A 16,171-nucleotide genomic window follows, 5' to 3' on the forward strand; every position below is an offset into this window, starting at 1 on the left:
AAATAAATTATCATAAGGAGGCCTTTTGATATTTCACTGATTTTCAAGTGCGGAAAGGTTATGATATAAGCAGTTTGCTTTTTGGAAAAAGTGTGTTATGATAATCCGGAAAGAAGTTAAGCGTCCGTACCTTGAAAGAGCAGTGATTTTGCAGTGCAGGCATGGATGTTTGGCGCGTTGTTTGAGGGTATGGAAAATATCTGCCGGATATAGGAGTTTTGGAATGAATCAAGCAAGAGGGAAATCCCATGAAAAGAGAGTAAAAGGCGGAGGCCGGCGGTATTATGACTATAATCTGCTGGCAATTGTGATTCTGCTTACATGTTTTGGACTGATTATGCTGTACAGCGCCAGCGCCTACCGGGCACAGATAACAGAAAAAGCCGCGAAGGACATGGAGTATTTCGGCAAACAGGCGAAAATTTGTGCGGTATGTTTGGCCGGCGTGTTGATTGCATCTCAGATTGATTATCATTTTTATGCCAAATTTGCAGGGATTGCATATTTGGCGGCAAATTTTTTAATCATTATTACAAAATTTATCGGGCGCTCCGCGAATGGTGCGACCAGATGGATTTATGTAGGCGGCGTGTCTTTTCAGGCGGCTGAGTTTGGCAAGGTGGCAATTATCCTTTTGCTGCCTGTGGTAATTGTGAAGATGGGAAGGAAAATAAGAGGTTTTAAGGCTCCGGCGATGGTGCTTCTCCTGGGGGCAGTTACTTCTATTTGTACGCTTTATTTTACGAGTAACCTGAGCACGGCGATTATTATAGCCGGAATCACGATTGTTCTGCTGGGGGTGACGCATCCGCGAGCAAAGCGGTTTGCTATTTTGGGAGGCGGGGCTATCGTAGCTGCCGTATACGCTGTACGAAGATTTGCGGAGTCTGAGTGGTTTGCTCATTTTGTAGGAAGCCTGGAAAGCGGAGGTTCTCTGCAGAACCGTCTGAACCGGCTCCTGGTATGGGTAGATCCGGAGACTTATTCTTCAGCGGGCGGCTATCAGGTTATGCAAGGGCTGTATGCCATTGGTTCCGGCGGATTTTTCGGAAAAGGACTGGGAAATAGTATTCAGAAATTGTCAGCAGTGCCGGAAGCACAGAATGATATGATTTTTGCGATTATCTGTGAAGAGCTGGGGGTTTTTGGTGCGGCGATGCTGACACTGATGTTTATTTTTATGCTGTACAGGTTGATGTTTATTGCACAGAATGCGCCGGATCTTTTGGGGTCACTGATTGTTACCGGGATTTTTGCGCATATTGCGCTTCAGGTGGTTCTGAATATTGCAGTGGTATTAAACATGATTCCAACCACAGGTATCACGCTTCCATTTGTGAGCTATGGCGGGACGTCTATTGTGTTTTTGATGGTAGAGATGGCTCTGGCTCTCAGTGTTTCGAAACAGATTGAGTTCCAGACGGCAGAGAATGTGTCAGGGCAGCCGGCGCAGAATCCGCAGAGAGGGCTGCGTCCGGAGCGTAGGAAAGCGCAGTAAATTTAAAAACCGGGAGGATTCAGATGAAAGGAATCAGCAGAAAAATTTATCTGGAACTGGATGAACCTACGGAAGAGGATAACCGCTCTGGCCAGATGAGGATAATAGAGGGACTGCGTGCCGAAGGAATTGAAGCGCGCATGTCTTTGGCGTCGTTGAAGGAACTTTATCTATTGTGTGAAACGGAAGGCTGGAAAGTGACGGTTTCCCTTGCATGGGAAGGAAGCGGGTGGATGGTGACTCGTCTGGAGGCAGGAGATACCAGTGCAAAGCATTATGGACTGGCTACGGACCTGGGAAGCACAACAGTGGTGACAAGACTGGTGGACTGTTGTACAGGGCAGGTTCTGGCAGAGTCTGGCCATTACAATCGGCAGATTGCGTATGGAACAGACATCCTGACGAGGATTTTTTATTGTAAAGATTCTCCTGAGGCGTTAGAAAAGATGCGTTCGGCAGCTGTAGATACGATTTTGGAAAATCTAAAAGAAATAGAGGAAACGGTGGGGATTCGGCCGGAAGAATGCATCCAGATGACGGTATCAGGAAATACGACGATGGTTCATTTCCTGTTAGGGCTGGATGCGTTCTGCGTGTTTGCTGCCCCTTATGCGGTTTGGGCAGACCAGCCCGGATTTCTGAAGGGAATAGAGATTGGAATTCCGGTGAATGGCTATGTGTTCTGTTATCCGGGTAAATCTAACTATCTGGGAGGAGATATTACCAGCGGCCTGGCAGCTGTAAAGATATATAAGGAAGAGGAATTGTGTATTTTTTTCGATATCGGGACAAATGGCGAGCTGGTTATTGGAAACAGGGAATTTCTTCTGTGCGGCGCCGGGGCGGCAGGCCCGGCTCTGGAGGGTGGTGTGGTGAGAACCGGGATGCGGGCGGTAAAGGGCGCTGTTGATAGGGTTCGTATAGAAAACGGGGAGATTCACAGCCATGTTTTGGGGGAAGGGAAGGCAGAGGGAATCTGCGGCTCAGGTATTGTAGATTTGCTGGCGGAGCTGTTTAAGAATGGGTGGATAGATCTGCGGGGGAAACTGGATCCGGAGAAAAGCCCTCTGATTGAGCGGCAAGGCGGAAGTTTAGCGGTAGAATACGCGCCGGGACTGTTTTTTTTCCAGGAGGATATTGACGAATTCCTCAGAACAAAAGCGGCAGCTTATACAATGGTGGAATACATGCTTATGGAATCCGGAGTGTCTCTGGATGAGATTTTGAAAGTTTATGTTTCAGGCGCATTTGGAAAGCATGTATCCAAAGAGTCGGCAGTTACTATCGGCATGTATCCCGACATAGACAGAACACGTTTAATAAGTCCCGGGAATACCTCTCTGGACGGTGCGGTGGAAGTTTTACTGGACAAAAGTATTCTGGACGAAATTGATGAGATTTTGGATAAAATGGTATACATTCAGTTCGGAGCCGTGGAGGATTTTCTTCAGATGATGACAGCGGCGCTGGCGCTCCCCCATACCGATCTGGAGAAGTTTCCGTCTGTGGCAGAAATGCTTGCCAGGCGGCGGCAGATGGATATGGAGGAAGGAGATTGATATGGAAAATGAAGATATACGTATTGCCCGGTCAATTATACATATTTTAGATTCCAGTGTAGGGGTTCCGGTGCTGTCAGATAAAGAGCTGGAGCATGGTTCGGATTTCGGGGATTTTCTTCGGGGGCATATCCTGCGAATTGCGGGAAGCGATGATATTAAGAGCTGTAGTTTTGATAAAGAGGAATCAGCGGTATATCCGCTTCTTGCTTCCTGGGAAGACGAGAAGTTCGTAGATGTTTCAAAGCAGATTGCGGTGGAGCTTTATCAGGTGATGAATGCAAATATTGATATTCCGGCCGCAGACCTTCTGGTGGTGCAGTATTCGGTAGAACGACATCCTTACCTGGCGCTTTTGAAGATGAATTATAAGACGGAATATACCCATATGACGAATTCAGACCCGTGGGGGAATCAGAATGACGTTCTGAAATACAAAGCAATCCTTCCGGGAGAGAAACAGAAGCTTTCGGAGGCAGCGCTAATCAGCCTGGAGGATTATTCTATCCGTCTGCTGGAAAAAAAGTACGAAGTAAATGGTGTAAAAACTAATTACTTTTCTACAGTTTTTTTGAAATGTAAGGGTTCCATGTCCTCGAAGACAAGATTGGCAATTCTCAACCGGACAGTTGCCGATGTACAGAAAAAATATTATGACGAGTCTGAGCAGTTTGAAGTTCAGATGGAGGCAAAGAGTATTATCAGCCAGGAGCTGGCGGAGAAAGGAAGTCTGGATGTTCCGGCAGTTTTGGGAAAGATTTTCAAAGGAAAGACAGAAATGGAAGAGGAAGTGCTGGAAAAGCTGGATAAATGGAACATTGCGGACACTCCGGTAGCGCCGCAAAACCCAGCCACTACCCGGAAGTTTGAGAAACAGCATCTGATGACAGATACAGGGATCGAGATTAAAATCCCGATGGAAGCCTATGATAATAAAGATACGATTGAATTTATTACAAATCCTGACGGGACAATTTCTATGCTGATTAAAAATATTGGAAAAATTGAGAGCCGGTAGCGGGAGATTTTATTGAGAATAGCATTGTGCCAGACGGATAGTTTCCGATGCGCAGTGACAGAAGATGAGAGTTGTATCAAAAATGGTATAGAGGAATATAAGAAAATCTTCAGTTCTCGTTTACAACATGTTTACACTGCTGTGTTTATTTTGGAATGCCCAAAAGCTTATACTTATTTTTGAAAAGAGTGAAACTTTTTAACGAAAAGCGGACTCTAATAGATAAAGGGTAAGTGTAAGTGAGGGGATAAAGATGAAGAATATAAAACAGTATCTGGATTTGTTGATGGAGGAAGGACTGGTCGTATCATATAATCTGTACCAGAAAGCAAAATCACCCATTTATCATATGACTTATGGTTCAGGAGATGCGAAGGAAGATACGTTATTCCTGTGCAAAGGCGCTGCGTTTAAAAAAGATTATCTGCTGGAGGCGCTGCAAAGGGGAGCTGTGGCGTATGTGAGTGAGCAGTATTACGGCACGGAAGAGGAAGTTCCTTATATTCGGGTGAAGAGCATGAGAAAAGCTATGCCCGTACTGGCAAAAGCGTTCTATGGAAATCCGGATGAGGAACTTTTCCTTACGGGAGTAACCGGGACGAAGGGGAAAACTACGACAGTTTATTATATCCGGGCGATTATGGATGAATATTTGCGGGCAAAGCAGGAAAAGGCATCCGGTTTGATTTCTACCATAGAAACCTGCGATGGAATGTCCTGCGAGGAATCAAAGCTAACGACGCCGGAGTCACCGGAACTTTTCCGGCATTTAAAAAATGCTGTAGATGCAGGAATAAGCCATATGACAATGGAGGTGTCCAGCCAGGCGCTCAAATACCATCGGGTAAGAAAAATTAAGTTTGATGTGGGAGTATTTTTAAATATATCAGAAGATCATATCAGCCCGACGGAGCATGAGGATTTTGAAGACTATTTCAGTGCAAAACTTTCGCTTTTTAAACAGACAAAGACAGCGTGTGTAAATCTGGACTCTGACCAGGCGAAAAGAGTGCTGGCTGCGGCAAGAATGTCTGATCAGGTAATTACTTTTGGGACAAAAGGGAATCCTGATATTCTCGGAAGCAATATCTGCATGAAAGACAGAACGCTTTCATTTGATGTGGAATGCAGGGAGTTCCGGCAGCATTTTACGCTTGCTATGCACGGCATGTTTAATGTAGAAAATGCGCTTGCTGCCATTGCCGTGGCTTATGCTATGGGAATTCCGGTGAAATATATGGCGGCAGGTTTGGCAAAGACAAAGGTTCAGGGGCGGATGGAAGAGTATGTGAGCGCGGACGGGCGGCTGCAGGTTATTGTAGATTTTGCCCATAACCGTCTGAGTTTTGAAAAATTATTTGATTCTGTGCTGATGGAGCATCCGGACGCCAGAATTGTGACTATTTTTGGCTGTCCCGGAGGAAAAGCTTTTAACAGAAGGAGAGATTTAGGGCTTATTGCAGGGCTTTTTTCTGAGAAGGTTTATCTGTCGGCAGACGATCCGGGGATAGAGTCTCCACAGGATATTGCAAGGGAGATTGGAGGATATCTGGAAGTTACAGGATGTCCTTATGAATACATAGAGGACAGGGGACAGGCTATTCAGCGTGCAATTCAGGAGGTAGAAAGAAAAACGGTGCTGCTGGTACTTGGGAAAGGAAATGAGGCACGGCAGAAATATGGAAAGATTTCTTACAAGTTCCCTACAGATGGAGAATTTGTACAGATTGGAATCCGGGAATACAACAGGAGGCATATGCGGAGAAGCGCAATAGCAGGATAGCAGTCGGCCTCCTGAAAATAGGACAGCCTGTTTTGGCCGTCCTGGAAATAATATATGGGAGGCAAAATATGAAACAGATTGTACTTGCTTCCGCATCGCCGAGGCGGCGGGAGCTTTTAGCGCAGGCAGGCATTGTATTTACAGTGAAAGCCAGCGATGCAGAAGAAGTTGTTACAGAGAATGCGCCGGACAAAATCGTGAAAGAACTGGCGTTTTTAAAAGCAAAAGCAGTGGCAGAGAGAGAAGAGGATGCACTGGTCATCGGCGCTGATACGATTGTGGCGGCAGAAGGGAATATTCTTGGAAAGCCGCACAGCAGAGAAGAGGCATTTTCCATGCTCTCTATGCTGCAGGGAAAGACCCACCAGGTATATACAGGCGTGGCGCTGATAGCAAAAGAAGCAGGGAAGGAGAGATTAGAAGTTTTTGCTGAGAAAACAGATGTTACGTTTTACCCAATGACGGAAAAAGAGATACAGGAATATATTGATACGGGAGAATCCATGGACAAAGCAGGAGCGTATGGAATCCAGGGGCGCGCTGCGGTTTATATCCAAAAAATCTGCGGCGACTACAACAATGTGGTGGGGCTTCCTGTCGCGAAATTGTACCAGAAACTGAAAGAGTTTACCAGGCGCTGATTTTATAAAAAAGAGCCTATCTTTTTGAAAATACGCATGTTATACTTTCCTTGTACGGAGAACTATGCAGGAATCTGCCTGGAGAAGCAGATTCTGGCAGACAGAAAAGGAGGTATTTTATGCGTATCTTATTTTTTGGGACAAAGAGCTATGATGAGAAGTTTTTTAAGGAGTTTTTGGAGAAAGAGAATTATCATGATTTGGAGATTCATTTTATCGAGCCTAACCTGACAGCGGACACAGCCAGGCTGGCAGACGGATATGAAGCGGTGTGTGCATTTGTAAATATGGATTTGGGGACGGCTACGATAGATATTCTCCACGAATGCGGTGTGAAGCTGATTTTGATGCGCTGTGCAGGATATAATAATGTGGATTTGGATGAAGCGGCAAAACTGGGAATCACAGTTATGCGCGTGCCAAGCTATTCACCCGAAGCGGTGGCGGAACATGCTATGGCGCTGGTGCTGACTGCAAACCGCCATATGCATAAGGCATATGTAAAAGGGCGTGAAAATGATTTCAGCCTTAGTGGGTTGATGGGAGTTAATTTATATGGAAAGACGGCGGGAATCATAGGAACAGGAAAGATTGGCGCGGCGATGGCAAGGCTCTGTCATGGATTTGGGATGCGGGTTATTGGCTATGATACGCATCAGAATCCGTCTCTGGATTTTGTGGAATATGTGGATTTCGACCATATCCTGGCAGAGTCGGATTTGATTTCGCTCCACTGTCCGTTGTTCGAGTCAAATTATCATATGATTAATAAAGAGGCCATCGACAAGATGAAAGATGGTGTGATTCTGGTAAATACGTCCAGGGGGGCGCTGATTAAAACGGCGGATCTGGTGCAGGGAATCCGTGATGGTAAGTTCTTTGCAGTAGGTCTGGATGTGTACGAGGAGGAAACGGGCAGTGTTTACGAGGATATGTCCGAACAGATTTTGAGTCATTCGACGATGGCGCGGCTTTTATCATTCCCCAACGTAATGGTAACTTCCCATCAGGGATTCCTCACGAAAGAAGCATTGGAGGCCATCAGCCGTACGACCCTTGACAATGCGCAGGCATTTGTGGAGGGCAGGAAGAACGGAAACGAGCTTTGTGCATGATTTTATTCCCGCGAGCAACGAGCCAAGTGACTGTTTGCAGGCATTTGGCGACTGCCGCGAGGGTCAAATACCCCGCCCCTTGGGGCGCTTCAAGTTTGATGCCCCGTTGCTTGCAGCGGGGGTTTTGACTTCATATAAGAAAGGACTGCGGAACGGGCAGTCCTTTTTCTTATGGCAGTCAGGTTATTGTGAATAATAACGAAATTATCAAATGGGCAGATTCGTTTTTTGTGCAGTTCACAATGGAAGGGATGTGTGTTATAATATGAGGAAATGGGGAATGAAGGGAGACAAAAGATGAATGGTTTTAAGGAATGGATTTCCGATAATCTGAGATATATTCTTCTGGCATTGATTGTACTGCTGATTATGGGGGCGGCAGTTCTAGGGGTCAGCATTTATTCAAAAGTGGTAAATGACGGAAGGGGACAGAAGGAAGCGGCGAAGCACACAGAAGCGGTGAAGATTACGGAAACCGAGAGCGCGCGGGAGACGGTGGAATCGGAAAAAACCACGGAGTCCGCAGAAGATGCGCAGGATACGGAAACAAACAAGAACAATACAGAGGCGCCTGTGGAGACTCAAAAAGAAACAGAACCTCAAACGGAATCTCAGACAGAACCTCAAACAGAATCTCAGACAGAACCTCCATCTGAATCTGAGACGGAGTCCGAGACAGAGCCGCAGCCGGTGTACCTGACGATGCAGGGGAGCTGCTATTTGCGGGCAGAGCCGAGTATGGAAGGAGAAATCATCGGTGAATACTGGACAGGAACAACGGTAGAATTCCTGGAGGATGTAGGCGGCTGGTATAAAGTGCGTGTGGACGGCATGGTTGGATATATGGGAGCCAGATTTTTTTAGAGACAGGGGAGATACAAAATGACAAAGAAGCAGAGGGCGTTAGAGATTATCGAACGGTTGAAAAAAGAGTACCCGGACGCAGGATGTACGCTGGATTACGACCAGGCGTGGAAACTTCTGGTCAGTGTCAGGCTTGCGGCGCAGTGTACGGATGCCCGGGTAAATGTGGTGGTAGAGAAACTATATGAAAAATATCCGGATGTAGAAGCTTTGGCAGAAGCTCCAATGGAAGCGATTGAAGAAATCGTGCGCCCCTGCGGCTTGGGAAAGAGCAAGGCGCGGGATATCAGCGCCTGCATGAAAATCCTGAAAGATGAGTATGGCGGAAACATACCGAAAGATTTTGATGCGCTTTTAAAACTTCCGGGTGTAGGGAGGAAAAGCGCGAACCTGATTATGGGGGATGTATTTGGCGAGCCGGCGATTGTGACAGATACCCACTGCATCCGGCTGACAAACAGGATGGGGCTTGTGGATGGGATCAAAGAGCCGAAAAAGGTAGAAATGGCGTTGTGGAAAATTATCCCGCCGGAGGAGGGCAGTGATTTCTGCCACCGCCTGGTTTATCATGGAAGAGATGTGTGTACTGCCAGGACAAAGCCATTTTGCGACAGATGCTGCCTGGAGGACATCTGCAAAATTCCAGGGTAGGCTGGGGGAAAACAGCACATGAATCTATTTATAATGTTTATACCAGGGATTGGCTTGCAGGGGAATGTGTATGGACAGGTTTTGACTATATAGGTGAGCCGACTCCCTGGAACGGAACAGGAACAGGAGACGGCGGACGCGGCGCAAAGCCGAACAGCAGTTATTTTGGAATCGTAGAGACATCAGGTTTTCCGAAGGATAATTATTATCTTTATCGCAGCCAGTGGAATAAAAATGCGAATACACTGCATCTGGTTACTGCATGGGATGGCGATAATATGTTGAATTCTACTTCGGGCAAGACACCGGTTGCAGTTTACAGTAATGCGCCGACGGTAAAACTGTATCGCAATGGGACAGAAATCGGAACAGCAACCCGCACAGTAAATATTACAGAGGCAGGTCATATTTATTATACTTACACGGCGACAGGAAGTACATTGTGTACAGCCGTGACAAGTGACAATGCAAGCTCTCTCAGCGGCGGCAGTGATTTATATAGTGAAATGTATAGCCCGCTATATTCGGTTTTTGATGTGGAATATGAGGCTGGAACTATATCAGCAAAAGCTTTCGACGAGACCGGAAAGGAAATTACAGATACCTGTCAGGGAAATAGAGAGGTGCTTACACCAGGTACGGCAAGTAAGCTGGGAATAAAATGCGACAAGGAAGAGATTGCAGCTGACGGCAGGAGCCTGACATATATTTCTGTAGATGTGCAGGATGCCGCAGGGACTTTGGATACTGCCGCAGAAAATGACATTGTTTTTGAACTGGAAGGCAATGGAGAAATCATGGGCGTGGACAATGGGGATCAGGCAACGGTAGATAAGTATCAGCAGGCTTCCGTCCTTACCAGCAAAACTTCTGCGCATATTAAAGCATATGCGGGTAAAGCGCTGGTAATCGTACGATCTACAACGAAGGCAGGCGGGTTTACAGTAAATATTTCTTCATCAGGTTTAACCGGAGCCGCAGTCGAGGTAAATACAAAATTGCCGGAGGGACAGGTGGAAAATAGAATTGTAAGCTACCAGATGTCAAAACATTGTTATGCACGTGTAGGAACTGCTTCTATTACCTTACCGGTTACGGTAGCTGCTACGTTAGCAGACGGAACAAATAAGAATTTAAGTATCGAATGGGATTCTTATGACAAAGCGAATCTGCAAAAGACAGGATTATTTAAAGTGAACGGCTCTATATCAAATGATGGGCAGGAAATTGCAGTGTCTATGACAGTGCATGTATATGGAGAGATTAAGGGAGCTAAGAATTATTCAGGAATCACTCCGAAGGGCGTAATGCCAACGCTTCCGCCAACACTTATGACCTATTATGCAGATGGGGCTGCTTTTGAGGAAGCGCAGGTTACCTGGAATACATCCGGTATCAGCGCAGCAGATTTTTCTGAAATTGGAAAAATTGTAGAAATTGCAGGAAGTGTTAGTATACTTGGTAAGACCTACCCGGTTACAGCAAGGATTCGTGTGGCGGAGCCTGTATATGGAACAAGGCAGAATATTGCACCGGATGCCAGCGACTTGCAGTCAAATGCGACGGGTGATACTCTGGCGGCAATAACAAATGGAGTTAAATATGCACCTACAAATGGGCAGAGTGAACGTTGGTCAAATTGGCCCGAAAGAAATAACGCAGGTGCGGCTACTATAACTATGGCATGGGATACTGCGCATTTGGTGGATCAGGTTAATTTGTATTACTATTATGAGGATGTTGCTACTTATCAGTTCCCGACCAGTGTTGCTTTCGAATATTCACTGAATGGCAGTGATTTTGTTCCTATTGAACATGAAGAACTGGAAGAACTGCCGTCAGAACCCGGAAAGGTAGAAAACGGTCACAGTTTCCAGTTAAAAGAGGCAATAAATCCGATTGCCATAAGGATTTCTTTGGGACGTGATACGGGCAAATGGACCGGCCTGACAGAAGTTGAGATTATAGAGACAACGGTTTCCTATAAAGAGAACACCTCGGCTGATTTGAGCGGTATTACGGTAGGAGGCGCAGAGATTGCAGGATTTGCTCCGGATGTATTGACTTATCGGGTAGATTCCCTGGCAGATATCAAAGTGAAAAACCCTGAAAACGCAGCTGTAACGATATTGTCGCCCTCTGATGATGTTATGATGATTATTACTTGTTCTGAAGATGGCAAGACAACGAAGACATATACATTACTGCGCACAGCTTCAGCAGCCGAGAAAGCGGATGCATCCCAGAAATTGACGGCAGCGAAAAGTGTGGATGGCAGTTTGTATACGCCGGAAAGTTATGCGAAACTGCAGAGTGCAATCGCGGCATTGGAGAAAAACCTGAATAATGCAACGGCAGATGAGCTTAAAGGGTATTTGGCTGACTTGATAAAAGCACAAAACGAGCTGGTGAAAAAAGGGACGGCACCAAACCCGACACCAAACCCAACACCAAACCCGACACCAAACCCAACACCGAATCCAACCCCGGCGCCAAAGCCAGGTGATGTGATTAAAGCAGGGGCAGGACGTTACAAGGTACTTGATGCAAAGAAAAAAACTGCGGCTCTTGTATCAGTAAATAATAAGAAAGCATCGAGCTTGAATGTCCCGGCAAGCGTTAAACTGAATAAAGTGACATTTAAAGTTGTTCAGGTCGGAGACAAAGTGATGAGCGGAAACACTAAGCTCAAAAAAGTAGTTTTAGGTAATAATGTTACTACCATTGGAAAACAGGCATTTATGGGCTGTAAGAATTTGAAGAGCGTTCAGCTCAAGGGCAAAGCGCTGAAGAATATCAAGAGCGGCGCATTCAAGAAAACATCTGCGAAGCTGGTAGTAAGAGCTAAAAAGATGAGCAAAAAGGATAAAGTAAAATTGCTTAAGAAGCTGAAAAAAGCAGGCGCAGGAAAGAAGACAAAAGTAAAATAGTTATGGCGCTGTAAGATATGGCTGTATAAAGTGAAAAATGAGAACGGGGCTATTGCGAGGGCAGGCAGACAGCCTGCAGGAGCAGTGGCTCCGTTTTTTGAAAAAGCGGAGGATATACAAAAAAGGATGAAATCCAATCTGCCGGATTTCATCCTTTTCTAAATACATTAATTTTCTTTCTGAGTCTCGACTTCCGCCATTTTCATAGCGCGGACTTTCAGCGGCAGGCCAAACAGAGTAATGAAGCCGCTGGCGTCATTGTGGTCATATAAATCTCCGGTGGTAAAGCTTGCCAGAGATTCATTATACAGAGTGTAGGGGGAAGTAGTTCCAGCTTTGATGATGTTGCCTTTGTAAAGTTTAAACTTTACTTCTCCGGTCACGTATTCCTGGGTCACGTCTACAAATGCCTGGATAGCTTCACGCAGTGGTGTGAACCATTTTCCTTCGTATACAATCTGAGCAAATTTGTTACCCATATCCTTCTTTGTTTCCATGGTAGCGCGGTCAAGCACCAGCTCTTCAAGCTGTTCGTGTGCTTCCATCAGAATCGTTCCGCCTGGCGTCTCATAAACGCCCCGGGATTTCATGCCTACTACGCGGTTTTCTACGATATCTACGATACCGATGCCGTGTTTGCCGCCGAGTTCGTTCAGTGTGGTAATAATCTCAGATACTTTCATTGCCTTCCCGTTAATGGAGGTAGGAATACCTTTTTCAAAAGTCATTGTGACATATTCACCCTCGTCCGGAGCTTTTTCAGGAGAAACACCAAGTACAAGGAGATGTTCGTAGTTTGGCTCGTTTCCAGGTTCTTCCAGCTCTAATCCTTCATGGCTGATATGCCACAGGTTACGGTCGCGGCTGTAGCTGGAATCAGCAGAGAAAGGCAAATCAATGCCGTGCTGTTTGCAGTATTCAATTTCATCCTCGCGGGACTGCATCGTCCATACATCTGTCATACGCCAGGGAGCGATGATTTTTAAATCAGGAGCCAGCGCTTTAATGCCGAGTTCGAAACGGATCTGATCGTTTCCTTTTCCGGTAGCGCCGTGGCAGATTGCAGTAGCGCCTTCTTTGCGGGCGATTTCTACCAGGCGTTTTGCGATAACCGGACGTGCCATAGAGGTTCCCAACAGGTATTTATTTTCATATACAGCGCCTGCTTTTACGCATGGCATGATGTAATCATCACAGAACTCGTCGATGATATTTTCGATATATAATTTGGAAGCGCCGGAAAGTTTCGCCCGCTCTTCCAGGCCGTCCAATTCATTTCCCTGCCCGCAGTCGATGCAGCAGCAGATAACTTCATAATCAAAATTTTCTTTCAGCCACGGTATGATAGCAGTAGTATCCAATCCGCCGGAATAGGCTAAAATAACTTTTTCTTTCATATACAATTCCTCCTCATATAGTAAATGTTCAATTGGCATGTAACAGTTTGGTAAGCTTCCCATGCCTGACTATCCCTTACTATACAGCAATCGCCGGGATTATGCAAGTATAAATTTGGAAGAAATGAATAAAAATGCATGTATTCAGGATGAATACGGTAAAAAACATAAAAACCGAAAAAAAATATTGCATAATATACAAAGAAAATGTATAATTATTCTTGCGTGCGTAAAGCGGAATGCAAGAAATTAGAGTTCAGAATACAAACCGCAATTTTTGAAAAGAACTTTACTTGAACAGACGATTGTATTATGATGGTTACAGTTTGAAAAAAGGAATGAAAAAGGAGTAATGAAAAAATGAAGGTAGGAATTATCGGAGCGACGGGGTATGCGGGAGGCGAGCTTGTCCGGCTGCTGATGGGGCATCCGCAGGCAGAGATTGTCTGGTATGGCTCGAGAAGCTACATAGATAAGAAGTATTATGAAGTATTTCAGAATATGTTCCAGATTGTGGACAGTAAATGCCTGGATGATAATATGGAGGAACTGGCGGCGCAGGCTGATGTGATTTTTACAGCAACACCCCAGGGATTTTGTGCCTCTATTATCAATGAAGAAATTCTGTCGAAGGTGAAAGTTGTTGACTTGAGTGCAGATTTCCGCATCAAGGATGTGAAGGTTTATGAGGAATGGTATAAGATAACGCATAAGTCCCCACAGTTTATTGACGAGGCAGTTTATGGCTTGTGTGAGATTAACCGGGAGGACGTGAAAAAGGCAAGGCTGGTGGCAAACCCCGGCTGTTATCCAACTTGCAGTACTTTGTCTATCTATCCGATGGTGAAGGAAGGTCTGATTCATCCGAATACGATTATTATTGATGCGAAATCAGGAACTTCCGGCGCGGGAAGAGGGGCAAAGGTGGACAACCTTTACTGTGAGGTGAATGAAAATATGAAAGCGTACGGCGTATCTACCCACAGGCATACACCTGAAATTGAGGAGCAGCTGGGGTATGCGGCGGGAGAAAAGGTTGTGCTGAACTTTACTCCGCATCTGGCTCCTATGAACAGGGGAATCCTGGTGACGGCTTATGCGTCTTTGAAAAAAGAAGTTACTTATGATGAGGTTAAGGCAGTTTATGATAAATATTATGGAACAGAGAAGTTTGTGAGGGTACTGGATAAAGATGTATGCCCGCAGACGAAGTGGGTGGAAGGAAGCAATTATGTAGATGTAAACTTTAAACTGGACTTCCGTACTAACCGTATCATCATGATGGGAGCTATGGATAATCTGGTAAAGGGAGCGGCCGGGCAGGCAGTGCAGAATATGAATCTGATGTTTGGACTGGAGGAGTCTATGGGACTCTGCCAGGTGCCTATGTTCCCATAGGAAACCCTGTTTTGGATTGCGGCATTTGCCAAATGCTTGTGCGAGCACGGCGTTTGGCTCAGTGTTTGCGGAAATAAAGGAGGATGAAAATGCAGGTAATAGAGGGCGGCGTTACTGCGGCGAAAGGATTTCAGGCAATCGGTATTCATGCCGGAATCAAAAAGAACAAAAAGGATATGGCAATGCTGTACAGTAAGGTTCCATGTGCAGCAGCAGGAACGTTTACGACAAATGTGGTGAAAGCGGCTCCGGTGAAATGGGATCAGGAGATTGTATACAACCATCCCGCAGCGCATGCAGTTGTGGTAAACAGCGGAGTGGCGAATGCATGTACCGGGGAGGAAGGCTATGGGTACTGCCGGGAAACAGCCGGGAAAGCGGCCAAGCTTTTGGGGATTGACGAAACAGAAGTGCTGGTGGGTTCTACGGGAGTAATCGGACAGCAGATTCCGGTGGATACGATAAAGCAGGGGATTGAAAGAATGATACCGCTTCTGGAAGATACGAAAGAGGCAGGTGTTTTGGCGGCAGAGGCGATTATGACCACAGACACTGTAAAAAAAGAGGCGGCAGTTCAGGTGGAACTTGGCGGTGTGACGGTTACCGTTGGCGGTATGTGTAAAGGCTCAGGTATGATTCATCCGAATATGTGCACCATGCTGAGTTTTGTAACTACAGATGCGGCGATTTCGAAGAAGATGCTGCAGAAAGCGCTGAGTGAAAGTGTGAAAGATACTTATAATATGGTATCGGTGGACGGTGATACATCCACGAATGATACGGTGCTGCTGCTGGCAAATGGCGTGGCGGGAAATCCGGAAATTACAGAGGAAGGGGAGGATTATCGTAAATTTGCAGAAGCGCTGAATCATGTTAACACAGAACTTGCAAAGAAAATAGCGGGGGACGGCGAGGGGGCTACGGCGCTGTTTGAAGTAAAAGTAATCGGTGCGGAGTCGAAAGAGCAGGCGGTAACGCTGAGCAAATCCATTGTGACGTCCAGCCTTACGAAAGCGGCAATTTACGGGCATGATGCTAACTGGGGACGTATTTTGTGTGCAATGGGATATTCCGGGGCACAGTTTGACCCGGAACAGGTGGATTTGTACTTTGAGAGCGCAGCCGGGAAGCTGAAGATTATTGAAAACGGTGTGTCTACGGGATACAGTGAAGAAGAGGCTACAAAGATTCTCTCGGAACAGGAAGTAACTGCCATTGCGGATGTGAAGATGGGGGATGCGCACGCGACCGCCTGGGGCTGTGACCTTACATATGAATATGTGAAAATTAATGCAGATTACCGCTCATAAACAGCAG

General features: G+C 45.9%; 12 protein-coding genes. 11 read left to right on the forward strand and 1 reads right to left on the reverse strand.

The window, feature by feature from the left end; all coding sequences use genetic code 11:
• The first annotated feature begins 223 nt into the window (after positions 1-223).
• The 9 genes from NFR99_RS05290 to NFR99_RS05330 all read left to right on the forward strand — a co-directional run bounded on the left by NFR99_RS05290 (position 224) and on the right by NFR99_RS05330 (position 12,059).
• Entirely contained in the window at positions 224-1,498 is a 1,275-nt protein-coding gene (locus NFR99_RS05290) for an FtsW/RodA/SpoVE family cell cycle protein (protein WP_120483686.1), read from the forward strand.
• A 23-nt stretch (positions 1,499-1,521) separates the two neighbouring features.
• Complete coding sequence (locus NFR99_RS05295) at positions 1,522-3,057, forward strand: ASKHA domain-containing protein (RefSeq protein WP_251353090.1); 1,536 nt, start codon at positions 1,522-1,524, stop codon at positions 3,055-3,057.
• Position 3,058: 1 nt separating this feature from the next.
• Positions 3,059-4,075 (forward strand): nucleoid-associated protein, encoded by a 1,017-nt coding sequence (locus NFR99_RS05300; protein ID WP_251353092.1) that lies wholly within the window; start codon positions 3,059-3,061, stop codon positions 4,073-4,075.
• A 253-nt stretch (positions 4,076-4,328) separates the two neighbouring features.
• Positions 4,329-5,858: a Mur ligase family protein gene (locus tag NFR99_RS05305; RefSeq protein WP_251353094.1), complete on the forward strand. Its 1,530-nt coding sequence runs from the start codon at positions 4,329-4,331 to the stop codon at positions 5,856-5,858.
• A 68-nt stretch (positions 5,859-5,926) separates the two neighbouring features.
• Positions 5,927-6,499, forward strand: a complete 573-nt coding sequence (locus NFR99_RS05310) for a Maf family protein (RefSeq protein WP_120483682.1) — start codon at positions 5,927-5,929, stop codon at positions 6,497-6,499.
• 119 nt (positions 6,500-6,618) lie between these two features.
• Positions 6,619-7,614: a 2-hydroxyacid dehydrogenase gene (locus tag NFR99_RS05315; protein ID WP_251353096.1), complete on the forward strand. Its 996-nt coding sequence runs from the start codon at positions 6,619-6,621 to the stop codon at positions 7,612-7,614.
• 297 nt (positions 7,615-7,911) lie between these two features.
• Complete coding sequence (locus tag NFR99_RS05320) at positions 7,912-8,478, forward strand: SH3 domain-containing protein (protein ID WP_158604848.1); 567 nt, start codon at positions 7,912-7,914, stop codon at positions 8,476-8,478.
• A gap of 18 nt (positions 8,479-8,496) precedes the next feature.
• Positions 8,497-9,129 (forward strand): endonuclease III domain-containing protein, encoded by a 633-nt coding sequence (locus NFR99_RS05325; protein ID WP_251353098.1) that lies wholly within the window; start codon positions 8,497-8,499, stop codon positions 9,127-9,129.
• Positions 9,093-12,059, forward strand: a complete 2,967-nt coding sequence (locus tag NFR99_RS05330; protein ID WP_251353170.1) for an Ig-like domain-containing protein — start codon at positions 9,093-9,095, stop codon at positions 12,057-12,059. Before NFR99_RS05325 ends, NFR99_RS05330 begins: the two co-directional genes overlap by 37 nt.
• Before the next feature lie 167 nt (positions 12,060-12,226).
• Here the strand turns inward: NFR99_RS05330 and NFR99_RS05335 are convergent, their stop codons facing one another.
• Positions 12,227-13,456: an argininosuccinate synthase gene (locus NFR99_RS05335; RefSeq protein WP_251353100.1), complete on the reverse strand. Its 1,230-nt coding sequence runs from the start codon at positions 13,454-13,456 to the stop codon at positions 12,227-12,229.
• Between the two features lie 360 nt (positions 13,457-13,816).
• On the opposite strand from NFR99_RS05335, the gene argC reads away from it, so the two are divergent.
• The gene (argC, locus tag NFR99_RS05340; RefSeq protein ID WP_120483674.1) at positions 13,817-14,854 is read left to right on the forward strand and encodes an N-acetyl-gamma-glutamyl-phosphate reductase; all 1,038 of its coding nucleotides are present in this window, start codon (positions 13,817-13,819) and stop codon (positions 14,852-14,854) included.
• A gap of 89 nt (positions 14,855-14,943) precedes the next feature.
• Entirely contained in the window at positions 14,944-16,164 is a 1,221-nt protein-coding gene (gene argJ, locus NFR99_RS05345) for a bifunctional glutamate N-acetyltransferase/amino-acid acetyltransferase ArgJ (RefSeq protein WP_120483673.1), read from the forward strand.
• Positions 16,165-16,171 lie beyond the last annotated feature (7 nt).

It is taken from the genome of Hominisplanchenecus murintestinalis (genome assembly GCF_943193015.1).
GTDB lineage: Bacteria > Bacillota > Clostridia > Lachnospirales > Lachnospiraceae > Hominisplanchenecus_A > Hominisplanchenecus_A murintestinalis.